Annotated in this window: 15 protein-coding genes and 1 tRNA gene; 1 reads left to right on the top strand and 15 read right to left on the bottom strand. The window is 43.8% G+C overall.

Features of this window, described 5'->3' with window-relative positions; all coding sequences use genetic code 11:
• Nucleotides 1-912: 912 nt before the first annotated feature.
• The 5 genes from DW159_RS02110 to DW159_RS02095 form a co-directional block, all read right to left on the bottom strand.
• The gene (locus tag DW159_RS02110) at nucleotides 913-2,394 is read right to left on the bottom strand and encodes an RNA-binding domain-containing protein (protein ID WP_117548790.1); all 1,482 of its coding nucleotides are present in this window, start codon (nucleotides 2,392-2,394) and stop codon (nucleotides 913-915) included.
• Nucleotides 2,372-2,527 carry a hypothetical protein gene (locus DW159_RS13590; protein ID WP_158547569.1) on the bottom strand — a complete coding sequence of 52 codons (156 nt, stop codon included), beginning with the start codon at nucleotides 2,525-2,527 and terminating at the stop codon, nucleotides 2,372-2,374. The genes DW159_RS02110 and DW159_RS13590 overlap by 23 nt, the downstream gene beginning before the upstream one ends.
• A gap of 348 nt (nucleotides 2,528-2,875) precedes the next feature.
• A complete protein-coding gene (gene metA, locus DW159_RS02105; protein ID WP_004849025.1) occupies nucleotides 2,876-3,784 on the bottom strand; it encodes a homoserine O-acetyltransferase MetA in 909 nt (302 codons plus the stop codon).
• Between the two features lie 79 nt (nucleotides 3,785-3,863).
• Nucleotides 3,864-5,900: an NAD-dependent DNA ligase LigA gene (ligA, locus tag DW159_RS02100; protein WP_117548789.1), complete on the bottom strand. Its 2,037-nt coding sequence runs from the start codon at nucleotides 5,898-5,900 to the stop codon at nucleotides 3,864-3,866.
• A gap of 35 nt (nucleotides 5,901-5,935) precedes the next feature.
• The gene (locus DW159_RS02095; protein WP_022216102.1) at nucleotides 5,936-6,640 is read right to left on the bottom strand and encodes a pseudouridine synthase; all 705 of its coding nucleotides are present in this window, start codon (nucleotides 6,638-6,640) and stop codon (nucleotides 5,936-5,938) included.
• Between the two features lie 314 nt (nucleotides 6,641-6,954).
• Here DW159_RS02095 and DW159_RS02090 point away from each other — a divergent pair, with 314 nt between their 5' ends.
• The gene (locus tag DW159_RS02090; RefSeq protein ID WP_117548788.1) at nucleotides 6,955-7,419 is read left to right on the top strand and encodes an Lrp/AsnC family transcriptional regulator; all 465 of its coding nucleotides are present in this window, start codon (nucleotides 6,955-6,957) and stop codon (nucleotides 7,417-7,419) included.
• Nucleotides 7,420-7,467: 48 nt separating this feature from the next.
• Here the strand turns inward: DW159_RS02090 and DW159_RS02085 are convergent, their stop codons facing one another.
• From DW159_RS02085 to DW159_RS02040, 10 genes are all read right to left on the bottom strand, one after another.
• Entirely contained in the window at nucleotides 7,468-8,448 is a 981-nt protein-coding gene (locus DW159_RS02085) for a hypothetical protein (RefSeq protein WP_117548787.1), read from the bottom strand.
• Nucleotides 8,449-8,495: 47 nt separating this feature from the next.
• Nucleotides 8,496-8,567 (bottom strand) — tRNA-Arg (locus tag DW159_RS02080).
• A 101-nt stretch (nucleotides 8,568-8,668) separates the two neighbouring features.
• Nucleotides 8,669-10,126, bottom strand: coding sequence for an NCS2 family permease (locus tag DW159_RS02075; protein ID WP_117548786.1), 1,458 nt, complete (start codon nucleotides 10,124-10,126; stop codon nucleotides 8,669-8,671).
• Between the two features lie 198 nt (nucleotides 10,127-10,324).
• Nucleotides 10,325-13,558, bottom strand: coding sequence for a glycosyl hydrolase 53 family protein (locus DW159_RS13990; protein WP_117548785.1), 3,234 nt, complete (start codon nucleotides 13,556-13,558; stop codon nucleotides 10,325-10,327).
• Between the two features lie 400 nt (nucleotides 13,559-13,958).
• Nucleotides 13,959-14,738, bottom strand: a complete 780-nt coding sequence (locus tag DW159_RS02065; protein ID WP_117548784.1) for a sensor histidine kinase — start codon at nucleotides 14,736-14,738, stop codon at nucleotides 13,959-13,961.
• Nucleotides 14,739-14,810: 72 nt separating this feature from the next.
• Complete coding sequence (tsf, locus tag DW159_RS02060; RefSeq protein WP_022216097.1) at nucleotides 14,811-15,890, bottom strand: translation elongation factor Ts; 1,080 nt, start codon at nucleotides 15,888-15,890, stop codon at nucleotides 14,811-14,813.
• Nucleotides 15,891-15,920: 30 nt separating this feature from the next.
• Nucleotides 15,921-16,655, bottom strand: a complete 735-nt coding sequence (rpsB, locus tag DW159_RS02055; RefSeq protein ID WP_055144098.1) for a 30S ribosomal protein S2 — start codon at nucleotides 16,653-16,655, stop codon at nucleotides 15,921-15,923.
• A gap of 208 nt (nucleotides 16,656-16,863) precedes the next feature.
• Nucleotides 16,864-17,679, bottom strand: coding sequence for a hypothetical protein (locus tag DW159_RS02050; protein ID WP_117548783.1), 816 nt, complete (start codon nucleotides 17,677-17,679; stop codon nucleotides 16,864-16,866).
• 30 nt (nucleotides 17,680-17,709) lie between these two features.
• Entirely contained in the window at nucleotides 17,710-18,456 is a 747-nt protein-coding gene (locus tag DW159_RS02045; protein WP_117548782.1) for a hypothetical protein, read from the bottom strand.
• Between the two features lie 19 nt (nucleotides 18,457-18,475).
• Complete coding sequence (locus DW159_RS02040) at nucleotides 18,476-19,684, bottom strand: hypothetical protein (RefSeq protein WP_117548781.1); 1,209 nt, start codon at nucleotides 19,682-19,684, stop codon at nucleotides 18,476-18,478.
• Nucleotides 19,685-19,712: the final 28 nt, after the last annotated feature.

Below are 19,712 nucleotides of genomic sequence, written 5' to 3'. Positions count from 1 at the left end.
TTCCTCGTTTTTATCAGACAAAGCCTAAGCCTCTTTCTCATCTTTCTCACTATACTTCCAGTTACCAAATCCGCAATTCATCGCAGAATTATATACTGGCTTAATAATCGATTTCAATTCTCCTGCAAACTCAATAGGAGTCAGTCCTTCTCGATATAATCGATTCTACATTGTCATCAACAACCATTTTCGTTTTTCGTAACTGTTCAAATCTTGCTAAGGCTTCTTGCCTTTCATCATTTGAATTATCATCTATACAAATTTCCCTCATATTCTGTCGTTTTCCATTCATTAGGCTCGCTTTTAGTAGCTTTGGTCTTACTTTTGTTCTATCGGTCTCTCCGACCTCTATAATCATTTTTACCATTATTAAATGTATATCTTCATATTCTATATTTGAATCACATTGACTAACGTAAGGTATATATCCACACTACCAAGACAAGCTATTTTTTCGCTGTTATAATTTATTTTTGCTAGCCAATATGCTATTGGCTAGAATATATTGAACAGTTGCTGGTCAGCAACTGCAAATGAAGTATATCCATTTTGGGCTACTCATAGTAGCAATGGAACTTAATATTATTGCCACTAATACACTCTGAAAGAAAGTAATTCTATTGTCGTTATAAATAATCTAGAATAAATCTGTGAAAGTCACCACATTATCCAAGATGATCTTGTCTCTGCCATTATTTTCTGCTCACGTACCATAAGTCGTGTCAAACGTTGAGAGTTCTGTTGAAATCCCACATCATAAACATAAGCGACACCAAGCATAGGTATCCGATAAATGATTACTACCAGTCATTAATCGAACACTTTATGTACGATATACGAAAAAAGTGTTCGATAGTGTTCAACAAAGTGTTCATTAGTATTCAATAAAGTGTTCGATAACCATTAGTATCGTCACTGAATTACATATTTAGTTGCCGGTCCTTTTCCAACCTTTTTAATCAAATCTTTTGCAATCATCTTATCAAGCAATTTTCTTGCACCAGTCTTCGACTTATAACCGCCAATATCCGCAGCTTCTTGAGAAGAAATGCTTCCATTACGTCTGATATACTCAAGTATTTTCTCTTCTTTCGTCACTGCAGTTGCTTCTGCTTGATTTATGTTTTCTTTTCTTATATCAGCAGCCCTCGGAATATATACAACCTGTCCAACCTCTAGCGTTAATGTTACCCTGTCATTACGCTCTGAAAAATCAAATTCCGGCTTTTTCCAGTTTTGCTCTGCCCATGCAGTCATTATCTTATCGATACCACTTCCGGCGCGCTCACCGACATTAACGAATCCAAACATCTTTAAAATATTAGGGTTTCGAGGATCGCTATTGCCTCCGGCATAAAACTCCTCTTTTGTTACCCTGATAGTACCAGGATTTGAAATGCTAAGTTCTTTACCCTTTTTAACAACAAGAATTCCTCTTCTGCCATAATAATTTGCATGTGACAACGCATTTGCCAGTGCTTCTTCCAAAGCATCATGAACATCAACTCTGTCCACTCGATACCCATCTCTTCTATTTGCAAATGGAACCGCTACCTCATCATCTATTCTGGTACGCACCTTGCAGAAGAAATCGTATATATTTCCACTCCAGTCACCTTCGTTAGAGTGTGTCCGAAACAGCCAACGAACGGCTTTATCATTGCATTCTTCACGATAGTCCAAGAAATAATTTGGAAAAATTTCAGTAATATGATAAGCCTCTCCAAAGAATAATAGTCCAGCTATCGTTGGAGACAATGTACCCTTCTTATTCTTCGCTACGGCTCTTAATTTCATAAGGAACTCATCATTTTCAAGAGCATTCCATGGATGCCCACTATGAAGCTGTTCAAAAACAATTCTATACCCCTTTATCGTATCCTGGTTGAGCACATCCAATCCAAACTCGTCCAGTACTTCCACATCACCAGATACATCTCTCTGATCTGCGAACATTGCACGGACTGCTTCTTCTGTACAAAGGAAATCGCCCTCGTAGTCTCTTTTATAAGTACCTCTCATCGGATCTGTTCCAATATAAACAGGTTTATCATGTCTGTCTGCTGCAGGAATATCAATTCTAAGTACCTTTTTATCTTCCACCTCGACTACCTGTACATGATGATTCAGTAAAATGTTCTTAGATATCTTATTTCTATCATTTAAAGTGCTCCAGAAATCTTTCTGATATTTAACAATCTGTTTCTCTGTCAATCCTTCAATAGTAAAGGAATCTCTGTGCTCCCTAATTCCAAGCAAAATAGTTCCACCATCGGTATTTGCAAAAGAAGAATATGTCTCCCATATGCTCTCAGGAAGCCCACCGATTGCTAGCTTACATTCTCTCTCATGATCTTCGCCAAGGTTCAATTTATTTAATATTTCCTGTTTCATCTAAATAAGACCTCCTGAACTTTTCTTCCCTGTAAGAAGCTAATTCTGCTTCATCATCAACAACCGATCCTTTTTTTCGCAATTGTTCAAGTCTTGTTAAAGCTTCCTGCCTTTCATCATTAGAATTATCCATACATCTTCCCCTCATATTATGTCGTTTTTCATTCATTAGTCTCATTGGTTATTATATCATATCAACTAATAAAAATGAATTATGGAACAAGTGACAAGCAGAAAAAACACAGCACCATATAGATAACTACCCCTCATCTACATAGTGCTGTGTTTTAATTTTATATTTAATATCTTTCCCGACTAACGCCGTTTAAAAAACACCATCTGCATTTTGAAAAAACACCAATTAATCGCCACAAAGTCATAAAATTACAGAAAATCACATCATTTTACATACATTTATGATTTTATTAATATGTAACGTTTTTGGCTTAAATCCATAGGTTTTATGCGGTCTCACCAGCTCCTACTCCCACTTATAAGGTGTGAGCTGATAAACGTAATAATTGAGCCAATTCGCATACAAAGTATTCGCGTGGCATCTCCACTTCTTCACTGGTTTCTTTTCCGGGTCGTTGTCCGGGTAATAATTCACCGGGATCTGTGGATTAAGGCCCTTACCGAGGTCTCTGTGGTACTCCTGGTCGAGGGTCAGCACGTCGTACTCAGGATGTCCTGTGACAAATATGTTCTTGCCACCGTCACCGATTATGAGGTACGGACCTGCCACGTCCGACTCGGCTACGATCTCAAGGTGCTCATTGTTTACAATGTCCTCCTTGGATACGCCCGTGTATCTTGAATGTGGCACGTAAAATACATCGTCAAAGCCACGGACAAGCGGTGTTCTCTTGTGGAAGGTGTGATGTTCGTATATGCCGGACAGCTTCTGCGGAAGATCGAACTTCTGCACACCGTATCTGTAGTAGAGTCCCGCCTGGGCGCCCCAACAGATGTGCATGGTCGATGTGACATTTGTCTCGGACCAATCCATGATCTCGCGGAGTTCATCCCAGTAGTCAACATTCTCAAATTCCATCTTTTCAACAGGTGCTCCGGTTATGATGAAACCGTCCCATTTGCGGTTCTTTACGCTGTCAAAATCCTCGTAGAATCTGTCAAGGTGTCCCTTTGTCACGTTCTTGGACTCGTAGGACATGGTTCTAAGAAGCGTGATGTTCACCTGAAGTGGGGTGTTTGACAAGCTTCGCATGAGCTGCAACTCTGTGTCCTCCTTCAGCGGCATGAGGTTGAGTATCAGAATGTCAAGGGGTCTTATGTCCTGGCTGTGTGCCCTTCCTGTTCCCATGACAAATATGTTCTCGTCCTCCAATGTTTTCTTAACCGGCAGATCATCATCTATTCTTATCGGCATCTCTATTCATTCCTTTCCATTTACTGCTTATCCAAGCAAACATGCAGCAGCACACACCAAGTAATCTACCGCAGTTACCCTACTGTCCAATCAATTCTAAGAAATCCTCCTCAGATATGATAGGCACATCAAGACTTTTCGCCTTCTTGTTCTTGGATGATGTAGAATTCACATCGTTATTTATAAGATATGAGGTCTTGGCAGATACAGAACCTGTAACCTGACCTCCTCTGCTCTCTATCAGTTCCTTGAGCTGATTTCTGTTGTCAAAATGGGTGAGCGAACCGGTTATGACGAACACCTTACCCGCCAGATCCTGCTCCGTATCAGAAACCTCATCCACAAACGTCAGCTCAGCCATCAACTTATCTATGATAGCACAATTCTTCTCATTTTCAAAGTATCTGACTATATCCTCGGCTATGACCTGACCGATTCCGTCTATCTCAACGTAGGCTGACACATCTGCCTCCTTCATGGCATCCATATCATTTGCAAAATGCTTTGCCATGAGCTTGGCTGTCGCCTCTCCGACATTTGCAATGCCAAGGCCATTGACAAGACGCCACATGTTCGTCTGTCTGGATGCGTCCACCGCAGCCACAAGCTTGTTGTACGACTTCTCGCCAAATCCCTCAAGTTCAACTATATGTTCTCTGTGAGCCGCAAGCTTATACAGATCAGGAAGCTCCTCGAGGATCTTCTCGTCTATGAACTTCTCTATGGTCGCCTCTGAGAGTCCGTCTATATTCAACGCATTTCTGGACACATAGTGTGAAAATGACTTGAGTTTCTTCGCAGGGCAGAACTGGTTTGTGCAGTACAGAGTCTCAACTCCTGACGCTGCACCGCCTTCCTCCCTCACTATCTCAGTCTCTCCTCCGCATGCAGGACACGCAGCCGGTATGACCACGTTACCGCTCATGGTTAGATTCCTTGCAATCTGCGGAATGATCATATTCGCCTTGTACACTGCAATCTCATCACCTTCGCCAAGCGCCAATGACTTAAGTATGCTGACGTTGTGTATGCTGGCACGGCTGACTGTTGTTCCCTCGAGCTCCACCGGATCAAATACAGCGACCGGGTTGATGAGTCCAGTTCTTGATGGACTCCACTCCACATAGCGTAGATGGGTGATTGCCTCCTCATCCGCCCATTTGAACGCCATGGCATTTCGCGGGAACTTGGCTGTGGTTCCCAGGCTCCTTCCGTATGCCAGATCATCCAGCATGAGTACCAGACCATCCGATGGGAAGTCATTCTCCGTTATCTTCTCTGAAAATTCCCTCACCTTATCAGGGAGTGCCGCCGAGTCTGTCAGGTAGTGTTCTACCACGGTAAATCCCTGCTGTTCCAACCAGTCAAGCTGATATTTGAATGAATTGTGGAAGTCCACATCCTCACCGTCCACTAAATTAAAAGCGAAGAAATGTACATTTCTCTCTTTTGTTATCTTGTTATCGAGCTGTCTCACTGAGCCGCTGCACAGATTTCGCGGGTTCTTGTACTTAGATTCCGCATCCGTTATCTTCTCATTTATCGCATTGAAATCCGAGTATTTGATGACCGCCTCGCCTCTGATCGTCAGCTTGCCCTTGTACGGGATGTGATGAGGTACATTTGCAAATACCTTCGCATTGTTCGTGATGACCTCGCCTATCTCACCATTTCCACGGGTAACCGCTTTTATCATCTCTCCGTTCTCATATGTGAGAACAACTGTGAGTCCGTCCATCTTCCAGGATATTACGCCCTTCTGACCGCCAAGCCATGACGCAAGAGCACCTACATCCTTTGTCTTGTCAAGAGAAAGCATTGGATGCTCGTGAGCCTCCTTCGGGAGCTCACTGACGACCTCATATCCTACCTTGACCGTCGGGCTGTTGCTCATGACCATCCCGGTCTCTTTCTCCAGGGCACTCAGCTCATCGTACAGAGCATCATATTCCAGATTGCTCATGATCTCTGTATCTTCCATATAATATTTCTTTGCAGCATCGTTGAGCTGCTTTACAAGTTCTTTAATTCTGGCTATCTTGCCATTATCGTTATTGCCACTAATGTCATTATTTTCTTTAATATTTTCACTGGTATTTCTACTAATATCTTCCATACACACCCCACAAAAAATCCTATATACACTCTCTACTACATCCCCACTATCCGTCTCAGCTCTGCCTCTTCCTCGCGGCTGAGCTCCCTTAACTCTCCAGGTCTCATATTGCCAAGCTTCACGTTGCAGACCCTGACTCTCTTCAGGTTCACTACCCTGTAGCCCAATGCATCACACATTCGTCTGATCTGCCTGTTGAGACCCTGTGTCAGCACTATCATGAATGACCTGTCATCTATCTTTCGCACCTTACATTTCTTTGTCACTGTATCAAGTATAGGCACTCCTTCCGACATCTTCCTGATGAAGTCCTCTGTTATCTCACGGTTCACCCGCACTCTGTATTCCTTCTCATGGTTGTTCACCGACTTCTGGATGGCATTTGACAGGTCACCATCATTTGTCAGAAGAAGTAGACCCTGGGAGTCCTTGTCCAGCCTTCCCACGTACTGAAGTCTGATCGGATAATCTATGTGATCAAATATATTGTCTGGATCAGCCTTACTCGCTGTACAGGTAAGTCCTATCGGCTTATTATATGCCAGGATCACTGTCCTATCCTTCTGCTGAACCTTCCTGCCCATGAATGTCACCACATCCCCGGGCATGACCTTCTGACCCATGACTGCAGTCTCTCCGTTGATCGTAACCTTTCCATTCTCTATATGTGTATCCGCAGCGCGCCTTGAGCACACGCCCGCCTCGCTGAGATATTTGTTAAGTCTTATTCCATCCGCCATAATCTTTCCTCTGTTATTATTTTCCTATATTGTTAATACATATCTCACATTCTAATTTCTGGTCAGCATACACCATGTATCAGCCAGACCAAGGCCAGTAAATTCTAACCAATATGCAGAACCATCATACCATTTATTTTTCATTTTGTGAACCATTCATCACACCATGTATAACCCACAGCAAAGATTCAGTTAAATTAATTTTGTAAAAGTCCTTGATTTTTTTTATCAATTAATGTATATTTAAGCAAACGCAAAGGTGTGTTTCTTCGGAAACGCACCTTTTTTTATTTTAGGAAAAGGAAGTGCATATTATGGATAACATCGACAGAAAAATCATTCATCTTTTACAGGGCAACGCCAGAACCCCACTCAAGTATCTGGCCAGCAAAGTCTTCCTTTCTTCGCCGGCAGTTTCAGCAAGAATAGAGAGACTTGAGAAAGCAGGAATACTGACCGGATATCACGCAAGCATCAACCATGAGGCTCTCGGATATCACATCACAGCATTTATACACATGGCTCTTGATCCAAAACAGAAGCCAACCTTCTATCCATTTGTTGAAGCATGTCCAAATGTACTGGAATGCAACTGTGTGACCGGTGCGCACTCCATGCTCATGAAGGTCTGCTTTCCTAATACCATGGATCTCGACTCATTTATCGGACAGCTCCAGAGATTTGGCAGCACAGAGACACAGATAGTATTCTCCACACCGGTTCCTACCAGAGGGGTTTTGATCGACACAGATACTGTAGACTCTTCAGAGGCTATGTAACAAAGTAGCTGTTCAGCAGAAAACGCAGGCATAAAGCCTGCGTTTTCTTTAATTATACATATTCTGGAACTTTCTAAATGTCTCATCCGTTCTAAGCAGATAATCATTGTTTTCTTTTACATGTTCATATATCGCCTGTATATCACCAGATGAGTTGATGGTGTTGATATACGAGCTCTCCTTGTCAGACAAAGCCGAATTGTTGATCTTGTAGCTTCCATCTGACTGTTTCGTCACATATAACGACCTTATATCGAGCGGTTCCGAGTTGACATCCTTTATCATCAGATTGGATAATTCGTACACGATATACGAATCTGCGGTATATCCGTTGGCTATATAACAGGTGGTCTTGTTGTACGCCGTTATATACTCCGCTGCTATCTCAATGCTCTTCATGTCGTCAAATTCCGACGGATCTGTGACCAGTCTCTGAAGTGTCGTCTGATCTGCCTTTGTTCTCGCCAAAAGATAATTGTTCACTAGCTGATTTATCTCATCAATCGTACACAGCCTGTAATTTGCTCCGTCTGGTATCTCCAGTCTCACCGTGTTATCTCTTCCGGTTATGTTCTCTGTGAACAGCTTATCGTTTATAAAAAATACATACACATAGACTCCGACAAGTATCAGAAATACCGCCCACAGCAAGGCAAGAACGCCACCAGAGATCCCGCCATGTCTGGATCTTCTTCGGCCTTTCCGCGTCTTTGCCTTCTCTTCGGCAAAATAATCGTCATCGCCATACAGCTCTTCATCATCGAACATATCTCCGGTATCCGGTGCATCATCCATATCCTCAGGATCTTCTATGACATAATCCTCATACGGCCTTTTCTGTCTCGTCGGGGTCTCCTCAACCTCTGAAGCTCCGCCGGGCTCTGAGTTATCAGCCAGCTCCAAATCTTCACCGTCATCTAAGTCATCATCTGTCTCTGAATCTCCACCGATCTCTGATTTCCCATCCAACTCCGGCTCTTCATTTTCTATATTCTGTTCTTCCGCTTCCAAATTCTTTTTCTTCTTCATCACTGCATATCATCCTTTTACGAAATAAATATCAGAGTATAAAAAAGCGTACCAGGGCGGAGTCGAACCGCCCGTCATGGCTCCGGAGGCCATTGCCGTATCCGATTGGCTACTGGTACACAGTTGGTATGATACTACAAAAAACTCACTTTGGCAAATAAAAAAACGTCCCCGCACTTATATGCGGGAACGCTTTGAATTCTCTTGTGTCACTAAATAATTACATAGTTACCGAAACGAATTTTACTATGAATAAGAGTGCGATAATTGTCACTACGATATCCTGCTTCTTATACTTGCCTGTGAACAGTGTGATAAGAACATATGTGATAGCGCCAAGACCGATACCATTTGAAATAGAGTATGTCAGTGGCATCATAAGGAATGTCACGAATGCAGGAACTGCTGAGCGCATATCCTCCATATCAACCTTTGCAAAGTTCTTAGCCATAAGTACACCTACGAAGATAAGTGCTGGTGCTGTTGCACATGATGGAATGATGTTGGCAACAGGGCTGAGGAACAGACATACTGCAAAGCAGAGTGCTGTAACCAAACTTGTAAGACCTGTTCTACCACCTGCAGCGATACCTGAAGCTGACTCTACAAATGTTGTACATGTTGATGTACCGAGAAGAGCTCCTGATACAGTACCTATAGAGTCACACATCATACACTCGTCAAGTTTCATTGGGTCACCCTTCTCGTCAAGCATATTAGCCTGGGAAGCTGCACCATAGAGAGTTCCGATGGTATCAAACATATCTACCAGACAGAAGCTGACAACAAGCATGATTGCTGAGAACACACCGCCGATATACTCAGCAGAGAATGCATCCTTCCATGCCTGTCCCTGGAACACTCCGAGGAATCCGACTGAACCGAAATCCTTGAATGACTGTCCGATCGATGAGAAATCAAAGTTAGGTGCCTGAAGCATCATAACATAATATAATACTGTAGATACAAGGATACCTATGATAATGTTACCCTTTACATTAAGCTTTGCAAGGATCGCAATTATTATAAATCCTACAAATGCTACTATAGGAGGTGCGATCTGTGCAATAGCCTCCTTTGTGCTGCCAGCGCTTGTGATCACACCGTGGAAATCAAAGAACTGAACAAATGTATATGGGTTGTCCTGGATAAGTGTTGCATTCTTCAGTCCGATAAGAGCTATGAACAGACCAATACCTGCCGGAATTGACTTCTTAAGGCACTCAGGCATTGCAACTGCAATGTACTTTCTGAGTCCTGTCACTGAAAGGATCAGGAATACGAGACCTGATATCAATACTATTACCAGACCTGCCTGATAACCTCTGATAACACTCACACCTGCAAATGCTGCACCAGCTACAAAGATAGTACAGAAGAATGAGTTAAGTCCCATTCCGCAGGCCTGTGCAAATGGCATGTCCGCGAGGAACGCCATGAGAAGTGTTCCCACTATTGCAACAAGAATAGATGCGATGAATACAGCATTCCATACTGTTCCAAGCTCACCAGCCATGTCTGGAACTGCCCCTGCCAGCCAGCCATTGCTGCCTTCTCCTGCAACCTGATTTGGATTGACCAGAACGATGTATGCCATGGCGAAGAATGTTGTAAGTCCTGCCATGATCTCGGTCTTGATTGTAGACCCACGCTCTGAGATTTTGAAGAATTTGTCCATGATTACTCTCCTTTTCTCGTTTTAGTATAATATAAACAAATACTTATCCATTCTATATCACTTAATGATACTTTTTCAACTACTTTTAAATAATTTCTTAATGTTTCTTACAAAAATTAAATAACATATAAACAAATAATAAAATAGTCCGGCCGGGTATTCCCCAATCGGACTATCGTATATATGTATTACTCTGTACTATTTTACTTTTTTGACAACAAGACCTCTCACTACTTTATATCTTGAACCTGATATCTTAACTATACCGGTAACTTCTGTGGCGATCTTGCCCTTCTTCACATAGTAGTTCTTGTGATTCTTAGGACTCTTTACTATTCCCGTCTTGCCTGACTGGAATACACCCTTGTAGATATAGCATTTAGCACCTGTTGTGGTACTCTTGAAGAAGCCTGTATAACCTGACTGGATTATACCTTTCTTTACATAGTAATACTTCTTATTCTTAGTGCTTCTGACAAGTGCTGTCTTGCTCTCTGCAAATTTGCCCTTTATTATGAGACACTGCTGTCCCTTTGAATTTCTGTAGAAACCTGTGTAAGCTGTATAAATCTTGCCATTCTTTACAAGATATGTTTTTCCCGTCTTAGGGCTCTTTACAAGTCCCTTGTATCCTGTCTTTACCACGCCATTTACAACATAGTAGTTGACTCCGGCACTCTTGACAAATCCTGTGTAATTCTCCTGAACCACGCCCTTCTTATAGAAGTAGGTCTTTCCATTCTCCTTCACAAGACCATTCTTGCTTGTATCAATAGAAGGAGTTGGGTCTGGTGTTGGATCTGGATCAGGTGTTGGTATTGGATCTGGTGTTGGATCCGGGTCCGGTGTCGGATCTGGGTCTGGTGTTGGATCTGGGTCCGGTGTTGGATCTGGATCCGGTGTTGGATCTGGATTTGGATCTGGTGTCGGTGTGATATCCGCATCCTTGTAGAGATATGCGTCATCCCATGTTCCCCATGCCTTACCTGATGCGGTTGCTCTCATTCCGACAACAACCTCTGTTGTCTCTTCCACTGTAAATCTAATCTCAGGATGCTGCCATATCTTCCATCCCTGTGGAACTGCTGAAGCTGATGCAAGCTCTGTGTCTCCTGCCTTTGCATATACCTCGTATACATCATTGTCTCCATTTGCACCGCCCTGGATATATGCGCTGAACACATACTTGCCCGGCTCAAGTGTGATGGTCTGATACATGTCATATGTGAAATCTGAAGCATTGTAGTAATGTGCACAGTATGCTCCGTTTCTGTAGTCTTCCTTTGTCTTTATTGCAAGTCCCTTGCTGGTATCTGCGATCGTCCAGCCCTCATTTCCTGACTCAAATCCAGGATTTACAAGAATGTTCTCCTTTAATATTGTTACATTGCACTGAACCTCGACAGTCTCATCATTTACTGTCACAATTCCCTTTACAGTACATGTTCCTGCACCGTAGTTCTTTACCTTCTCAAGTGCTCCATCCTCCCAAGTGATGTCTGCGCTCTCTGAATTGCCATCATTGTAAGCTACTGTTGCTGCAGTCGGCAGAGCTACATTTGCAATATCTGTTATCTCGATCTCAACATCATCAACTGTTATTGAGACTACCTCTCTCTTTGTCTTTGTTCCTGTATGAACATAGGCAAATGTCTTGAGCGACTCAAGTGGGTGTCCTGTGAAGTCAAACAGTGCCTGGTTGTCAACTGCTGAACCGCCGTACCACTTGCCGGCGTCTGCTGCGTCGTACTCTCCTGCGTATGATGAAGCCCAGCCTGAACCGTACTTCTCCCATGCCTCCTTGTTGGCTGCAAGGACGTCTGCTGCATTCTCTGCAGATGAATCATACACATTTACAGGAAGCCATGCAGGCTCCCAGTAGAATACACCGATTCCTGATGAACCTGTATTCTTTACAGCCTTGATAACTGAGCTGATCTCATTTGCCTGTCCCTGAACTGATATGTCGTAGGTTGTTGAGTCATTTACGCCCTTTCTCACGGTGTTGTCATGTCCATCTCCGTCATCCAGTGTGTATGCCCATGATGTCTCTGCTACCATTACCAGCTTGCCGTATGTGTCAGCCACATTCTTGAGAACTGATGTGAGGTTGTCAAGTGTGCCATGCCATACAGGATAGTATGATGATGCAAATACATCGTAGTCTACATTGTATGTATTAAGTCTCTTTGCAAAATTTGCGTAATTGCCACTTCTCTCAGGATTGGTGAAATGGATGGCAACAAGGATATTCTTGTCGATGGCTCTCACCGCCTCGCTTCCGGCACTGAAGATCTTTGCCATGTTTTCCCAGTTCTTTGATGTTTCACCGCATATTCCGTTGGTCGTCTCATTTCCGATCTGAACCATACCCACATCAACGCCAGCATCGAGCAGAGTCTTAAGGCTCTCCGATGTGTATGACTTAACTGCAGCTACCTTCTCGTCAAGAGTAAAGTCAGCCCAAGCCTTTGGCACCTGCTGCTTACCTGGATCAGCCCAGAAATCTGAATAATGGAAATCCACAAGAAGCTTTATTCCGGCTGCTGTTGCATACTGTCCGATCTTCTTGGCTGTCTCCAAATCATTGTTACCGCCGCCGTAACCGTTTTTGTCTGCATCATATGGATCATTCCATACACGGACACGAACATAATTTATTCCACATGAAGCAAGGAACTTGAAGTATCCGATATCGTCAAGGTCATTGCCATCGAAGTCATAATACTTAACTCCACTGTTCTTCAGTGACACATAGGATGATACGTCTACACCCTCGATAAATGACTGCTTCTCTCCGTTCAGATCTGTGTATGTGAGATCACTCACGCGGTCCACATATATTCCAGCCTCCACAGGCTCAACTACATCTTCCTCGTCTGTAAGCTTGCAGAGCTTTACATTGTCTATCTTGCCCCAATATCCCTTGGCAAGACTGCCCTTGAATGAAATGCTGACATCAGTTGTATCCTCAAGAACGAACTCTTCTGTCTCATTTGTCGCCCATGCATCCCATCCGGTCGTGGCTCCAACAGCCTGTGACTTATCAGCGACAGATACTGTGAGTCCTGTATCCTGTGCATCGCCCTCGACATCATACTCCAGCTTGTATGTTCCCGCAGGAACAGCCACTACAGTCTGTGTGATGCTGACATCAGCCGCATCTGAAGCCCAGATATTAAGATAATATGTGGAGTTTACATTACTTCCACCGTTTTTTACAACAAGCTCAGCTCCCGATTCACTCTCTATAGTCCAGTTACTGCTGTCACCTGTTTCAAAATCGCCATTTGCAACCTTGAGTGTGTCCACCCAGCTCTCCGCAGCCTTCGCTGTTATCAGTGAAGCTCCAGATCCAAAGATCTGCCCTACCATAAGCGCTCCTGCAAGAACTGCACAGCCAATCTGCTTTACAATTCTCTTTCTTCTCATATATGCCCTCCTAATAAGTATTATTACGCAGACGCATCCCAATGCGCTCCGCGCGGCGTCTGCATTATCACAAGGATTCCTCCTTGCAATAATAATGTTGATCAACAGTTGCGCAACCGTTTGTCCTCATACTGATATATTAACATATTTGAGTTCTGGTTACCATGTCGCTTGTAGACAATGTTTTTAGGAATTATTTGTGTATTTTGTATATGTCGAAGCGCAACTTAAGCGCAATTTGTATGCAATTTTGTGCGCAACAGAATAATATTATGTTATGTATTTTCAAATATGCACAATAAATTCCAACGCTTACACAAAGAAAACGCCCTGTCTATGATATGTTATGTAAACTTCATATCATGAACAGAGCGTTTTAACGTATACACACTGTATTATTCTATAATGTAACCTGGAATGTGATGTATCCATCCCCGTCACATCTTGCTGTTATCCTGCCCTTGTGAGACTCAACTATCGATTTGGCGAGAGAAAGTCCTTTTCCCGAACCTCCGGTCTCCGAATTTCTTGAGCTGTCAGGTCTATAGAATCTCTCAAACAATATATCCTGAGAGCCCTCTTCCATGCCATCTGTGAGGTTTTTGAGAACAAACTTCACCTTTCTGCCATCACGCTTCAAGGATATACTTATATCCGCTGATTCAACAGCATACTTCATGGCGTTATCCACCAGTATGCTTATGAGCTGCCTGATGGAATTCTCATCCAGTCTGGAGAGAGCCACCATCTGATTTGTGAGCGCTGTCAGTCTCTTGACCTGATCCCTGGTGTTCTTCGTCCATTCACTCTCACCGTTCACCATCTCTATGACCTCGGTATTTGCATCTATGATAGTTAGGGGTGTCTTGATCTCATGGCTTGCATCGGTGATAAACCGCTTCTGCTTGGCATAACTCTCAGCCACCGGCTTGAATATCTTCTTTGACCAGAACAGCACCAGCATGAACACCGCAAGGAATTCCAGAAGTGACACTCCTACACTGTATACCAATGTATTTCTGAACGACTCCAGCTCCTGACGGCAGTCGACAAATATTATCCTGGTTCCATCCTCACAGTCCGCTACCCTGTATCTGTATATATCCGTAAATCCACTGTCTGAACCGCAATTACATAGATTATATTTTATACAGTGCTGGATATCAACAGAAACAGACAATAAAAAAGCCCCACGGCCAGCTCAAAAGCCAACCGCAAGGCAATTATTCATATATTCAGATACGGGATATGATTAAACGTTCATCTGCTTAGCAACCTCGGCTGCGAAGTCCTCGTTCTTCTTCTCCATTCCCTCTCCAACCTCGAAACGAACGAAGCTGGCGATCTTGAGATCCTTGTTAACTGACTCAAGGTACTTGGCAACTGTCTGCTTGCCATCCTCAGCCTTAACGTATACCTGATCAAGAAGGCTGATCTCCTTAACCTGCTTTGAGATACGTCCCTCAACAAGACCATTGAAGATCTTATCTGCAACGATAACATCCTTATCAGCGATAGCAAGCTCTGCAAGCTGTGCCTTTGCCTCCTTTGAAAGGAAGTTGAATAAGAAGTTCATGTTGCTCTTCTTCTCTTCGTAGATAGCTACATCCTCTGCGCTCCATACGCCGTCAACAGCCTTTGCGATAAGCTTGTTAAGGATTGGCTTTGGAAGTGTATCAGGTGCATTAAGTGCACTGTCAACTGTGATCTCCTTAAGCTTAGCCATAGCGTCTGCTGAGATATCAGCTCTGCTGATGTACTGTGGGTTCATAGCTGCGATCTGCATAGCTACGTTCTTGAGTGCTTCCTTAGCAGCGTCATCGCTTGCGCCGTTACCAGCTACGATAACACCGATTCTTCCATTGCCGTGTAAGTAGTCAACTACTACATCGCCTGAAAGCTTCTGGAATCTACGGAATGATAACTTCTCTCCGATTGTTGCTGTCTTGTCAACAAGGGCTTCCTTAAGACCATTCTCTCCGAGAAGTGCCTCAACATCCTCGCCATCCTTGCCACCAACAAGTGATGAAGCAAGTGCCTGATCAGCGATCTGCTGAACAAATGTCTGGAATATCTCGTTCTTAGCAACGAAGTCTGTCTCTGAGTTAACCTCTACAACAACACCTGTTGTACCATTAACTGCTGCACGGCAGATACCCTCTGCTGCGATTCTGCTTGCCTTCTTCTCAGCCTTAACTGCACCGCTCTTACGAAGTACATCTACTGCTGCTTCCATATTACCATCAGTCTCTGCAAGTGCCTTCTTGCAATCCATCATACCGGCACCTGTGAGCTCTCTTAACTCTTTAACCTGAGCTGCTGTGATTGCCATTTTATTTCTACCTCCGAATATTTGTTATAATTACTCCTCTGTAGTCTCCTCAGCCTCTGCCTCATCTACTGAATCAGCGTCAACACCCTGCTGAGCCTCGATAACAGCGTCTGCCATCTTTGAAACGATAAGCTTTACAGCTCTGATAGCGTCGTCGTTACCAGGGATTACATAATCAAGCTCCTCTGGATCACAGTTTGTATCAGCGATACCAACAAGCTTAATTCCAAGTGACTGAGCCTCCTGAATACAGATTCTCTCCTTCTTAGGATCAACAACGAAGATCATGTCTGGTATTCTCTTCATGTTCTTGATACCGCCAAGGTTCTTCTCAAGCTTCTCCATCTCCTTCTTGATCTGGATAACTTCCTTCTTAGGGAGAACGTCAAATGTACCGTCCTGCTCCATCTCCTCGTACTTCTTAAGAGTAGCGATTCTTGTCTGGATAGTCTTGAAGTTTGTAAGCATACCTCCAAGCCATCTCTCATTTACATAGTACATACCGCAACGCTCTGCCTCGCTCTTGATTGAGTCCTGAGCCTGCTTCTTTGTACCAACAAAAAGGATTGTTCCGCCGTTTGCAACACAATCGCCGATTGCATTGTAAGCATCGTCAACCATTCCTACTGACTTCTGAAGATCGATGATGTAGATACCATTACGCTCTGTGTAGATGTATGGCTTCATCTTAGGGTTCCATCTTCTTGTCTGGTGTCCGAAATGTACACCTGCCTCTAATAACTGCTTCATTGAAATAACGCTCATTTTTTCTACCTCCATGGTTAAAATCTTCTGCCGGCATCAACTCTTTGGACCACCCGAGCACAGGCACCACGCCAACTATCAACCAGCATGTATATTTGTTATGCGCACTCACGCAATCGACATTGTAACACAAAAAAAAAGTGCATTCAAGCACTTTTTTCTGAAAATATATGTTTTATAAGAAGTATTCTGTCTGCCGGTCCGTGTTCTATTTTGCTCTTGTCCTGATGCTGTTTATTATATATGAAACACTGGCTACAACAAACAGAAGATAACCGACCGCAAGCTCACCCCAGAATGAACTCATAGTATCTGCAGCATCCAGCACATCATACATACTCTTATAACAGTCAAAGAAGCTCACATCATATCCATAATCACTAAATTCCTGATATAATTCCATGCTGACACTCAGTCTCTCTGAAATGTATATCATTCCTATACACAACACTACGCAGATTATTATGCCCTTCAGGTCAAGTTTCTTTCCAAACTTGTTGTACCCCATCATGGCACATATGACCATAACCGCTCCTGATATGCCTGCGATATAACCAAGCTTATACACAACAAGCCAGAGCACAACTCCGACCAGTGATCCAAGAAACGCTCCTACCAGTCCTGCCAGAACATTTGATCCGGAACTCTTTGCTTTTTTCCCCTGTGGATTCATAGTCTCCTGATCGTAGCCCTGGCCATATGGCTGACTCTGTCCATACATCTGGTTCTGTCCATACTGTGGATTCTGACCATACATCTGGTTCTGGCCATACTGATGATTCTGACCGTACTGCTGTCTCGGATAATAGTTGTCCGTCTGTGAGGCAGCTCCACAATCCGGTTCAGCCGGATTGTTATACCGGTACATAGGACTGGTCTCACTGTGAGTTATTCCAAATTCATTCGGTACATACTGCAAGGCTGCCGGATTTGGCGCAAACGGATCCATACTACTACTACCACTACCCGCACTGAAACGCTGTCCCGGATATCCCATCTCCTCATTATTCATATTGTCTCCCATAATTGATTACTCCTCCCTTTTCTCGTATCTTTACTGATTACCTAATAGTATCCACACTATTCCGCCGTTTGTCTCATTTCCGGTAAATGTGTATGTTCCAGGTACAAGACTCTCAGAATATCCCGATCTGAGAAGCCAGTCGTAATACTCATCTGCATCCCTGATGCCTATCTGTCCAAGCAACTGGCATATCTCGTATGCTGATGTGCCGGCCCCAAATGTGATCTCTCCGCCGCCATTGTCATACTTGATGGCACTCGCTTTCACAGCCTCTGTCGCCGCCTCGGTAGTCTTATTTGTGCTGCTTCCTGAACCGGTCTGCGAATTCTTATCCTCTGTATAGCCGTTGTCCTTGGCAGATGGAACTCTCTCTGTCTTATCAGAAAGGCCTCCGTTGTTATCTGTTGTGCCGATTCCATTTGACTTGTCGGAGCTTCCGGTCGTACCACTGTTGCTTCCACTGCCGCTCTCTGCATCGCTCTTGCCATTTTCTGACTTGCCTGTCTCTGTTGTAGTCTTATCGGCATTGGCATTCTTTTCCGTGGTTACTTTCTCTGTCGTTGTCTTTTCTGTCGTCTTATCCTCGGTCTTCTTCTCTGTTGTCGTCTCTGTGGAAGAATCCTCTGTGCTCTTATCCTGCTGCTGACTTACGACCGCCGTCTTGCCCTGACCTGAATCAGTTTTTCCGGCATTTCCAAAATTAAACGCAACAGTCATGGTAAGTGCTCCTATCACCAGCCCTGTACCAAGGCCTCTGAAATAACTTTTTTTATACATAGCTTACCTCCCGGACTGATTACTGTTTGTCAGCCTCATTGATCTTGTCTATCATAACCTTAGCCTCTCCAACTCCTATTCCAAGTTTGTTTGCGATCTCCATGATGCTGAGTCCCTTCTTGTGCAGGTCTGCAACCTGTGACTCTACATCTGTGCCTTCATCCCATATATCAACAACCTTGTTCTGAGCGGCTTTCTTCTTTTTTCTCTTCTTTGAACGATTGTTTCTAGATCTGGCAGCATTGTTATTCTCAGCGATTGCTGCGGCTGCCTTCTCAGGATTTTCAGCCTCTACCACTGTAAATGCACTGTCTGTTACCGGTGCATCCTCCACACTGACTGCTTTCTCGGCAGCCTCTGCATCTGCAGCAGCCTCAGTGCTGCTCTCTGACCCGGTATTCTCTTTCTGCGCTTCACCCTCGGATGTCTCCGACTTATCATTGTCAGCGATACCGTCTGTCCTTACGTCATCTTCTGCTTCAGCATCAGCTTTAGTCTCAGCTCCATCTGCTGTCTCTGTCTTATCTGCTGCCTGAGAATCATTTTCTGACTGAGCTTTCTCTGCATCCGGCTCAGTCTTCTCTGATCCGTTATCTGCCTCCGCAGGCTCTGACTCGGAAGTCTCTACAGTCTCAGGCTCATCGTATGTCACAGGCTCTTTCTCGCTGGTGTCATCCGGATCATATGCCTCGTATGCATCCTTAAGGCTCTGGTTGATGTAATCTATCATCTGCTTCTTGGCCTTCTCTGACAACTGTTTCTCACAAGCCTCAAGCTCTGTCTGCATCTTCTTCTTTGCAGCCTCTATACCCTCCTCGTATGCCTTGACTGCATCATCTATCTTCTTCTGGGTATCAGCCTGGGCTGTCTCATTTGCCTTGACTGTGCCGGCTCTGAATTCATCCAGCTCCTTCCTTGTGCTGTCCATGAGCTCACTCATTTCCTTCTTTGAACTCTCTCTCATCTCAGCAAGCTCTTTTTTCGATGACTCCCTGACCTCATCAAAGCCATTTTTCATGTCTGATTTCACAGCTTCGCCCTGTTTCTTCAGCTCATTCTTCTTCTTCTCTACAAGGCTGTCACAATACTCATCAAGCTTCTTCTCCAGATTCTCCCTGCTCTCATCCATCACAGAATTCTCTGTATTCTCTTTTGGACCGTCAGTAAGGAAAAAGCTTACTATCACTATCGCTACACCTACTATCAATGTCACTATTGCCGGTATCATATATGTCTCTCCTTTTCGATGTATTTAT

Origin of the sequence: Coprococcus sp. AM14-16, assembly GCF_003434675.1 — a bacterium.
Lineage (GTDB): Bacteria > Bacillota > Clostridia > Lachnospirales > Lachnospiraceae > Coprococcus > Coprococcus aceti.
This window is presented reverse-complemented; position numbering and strand designations above follow the sequence as displayed.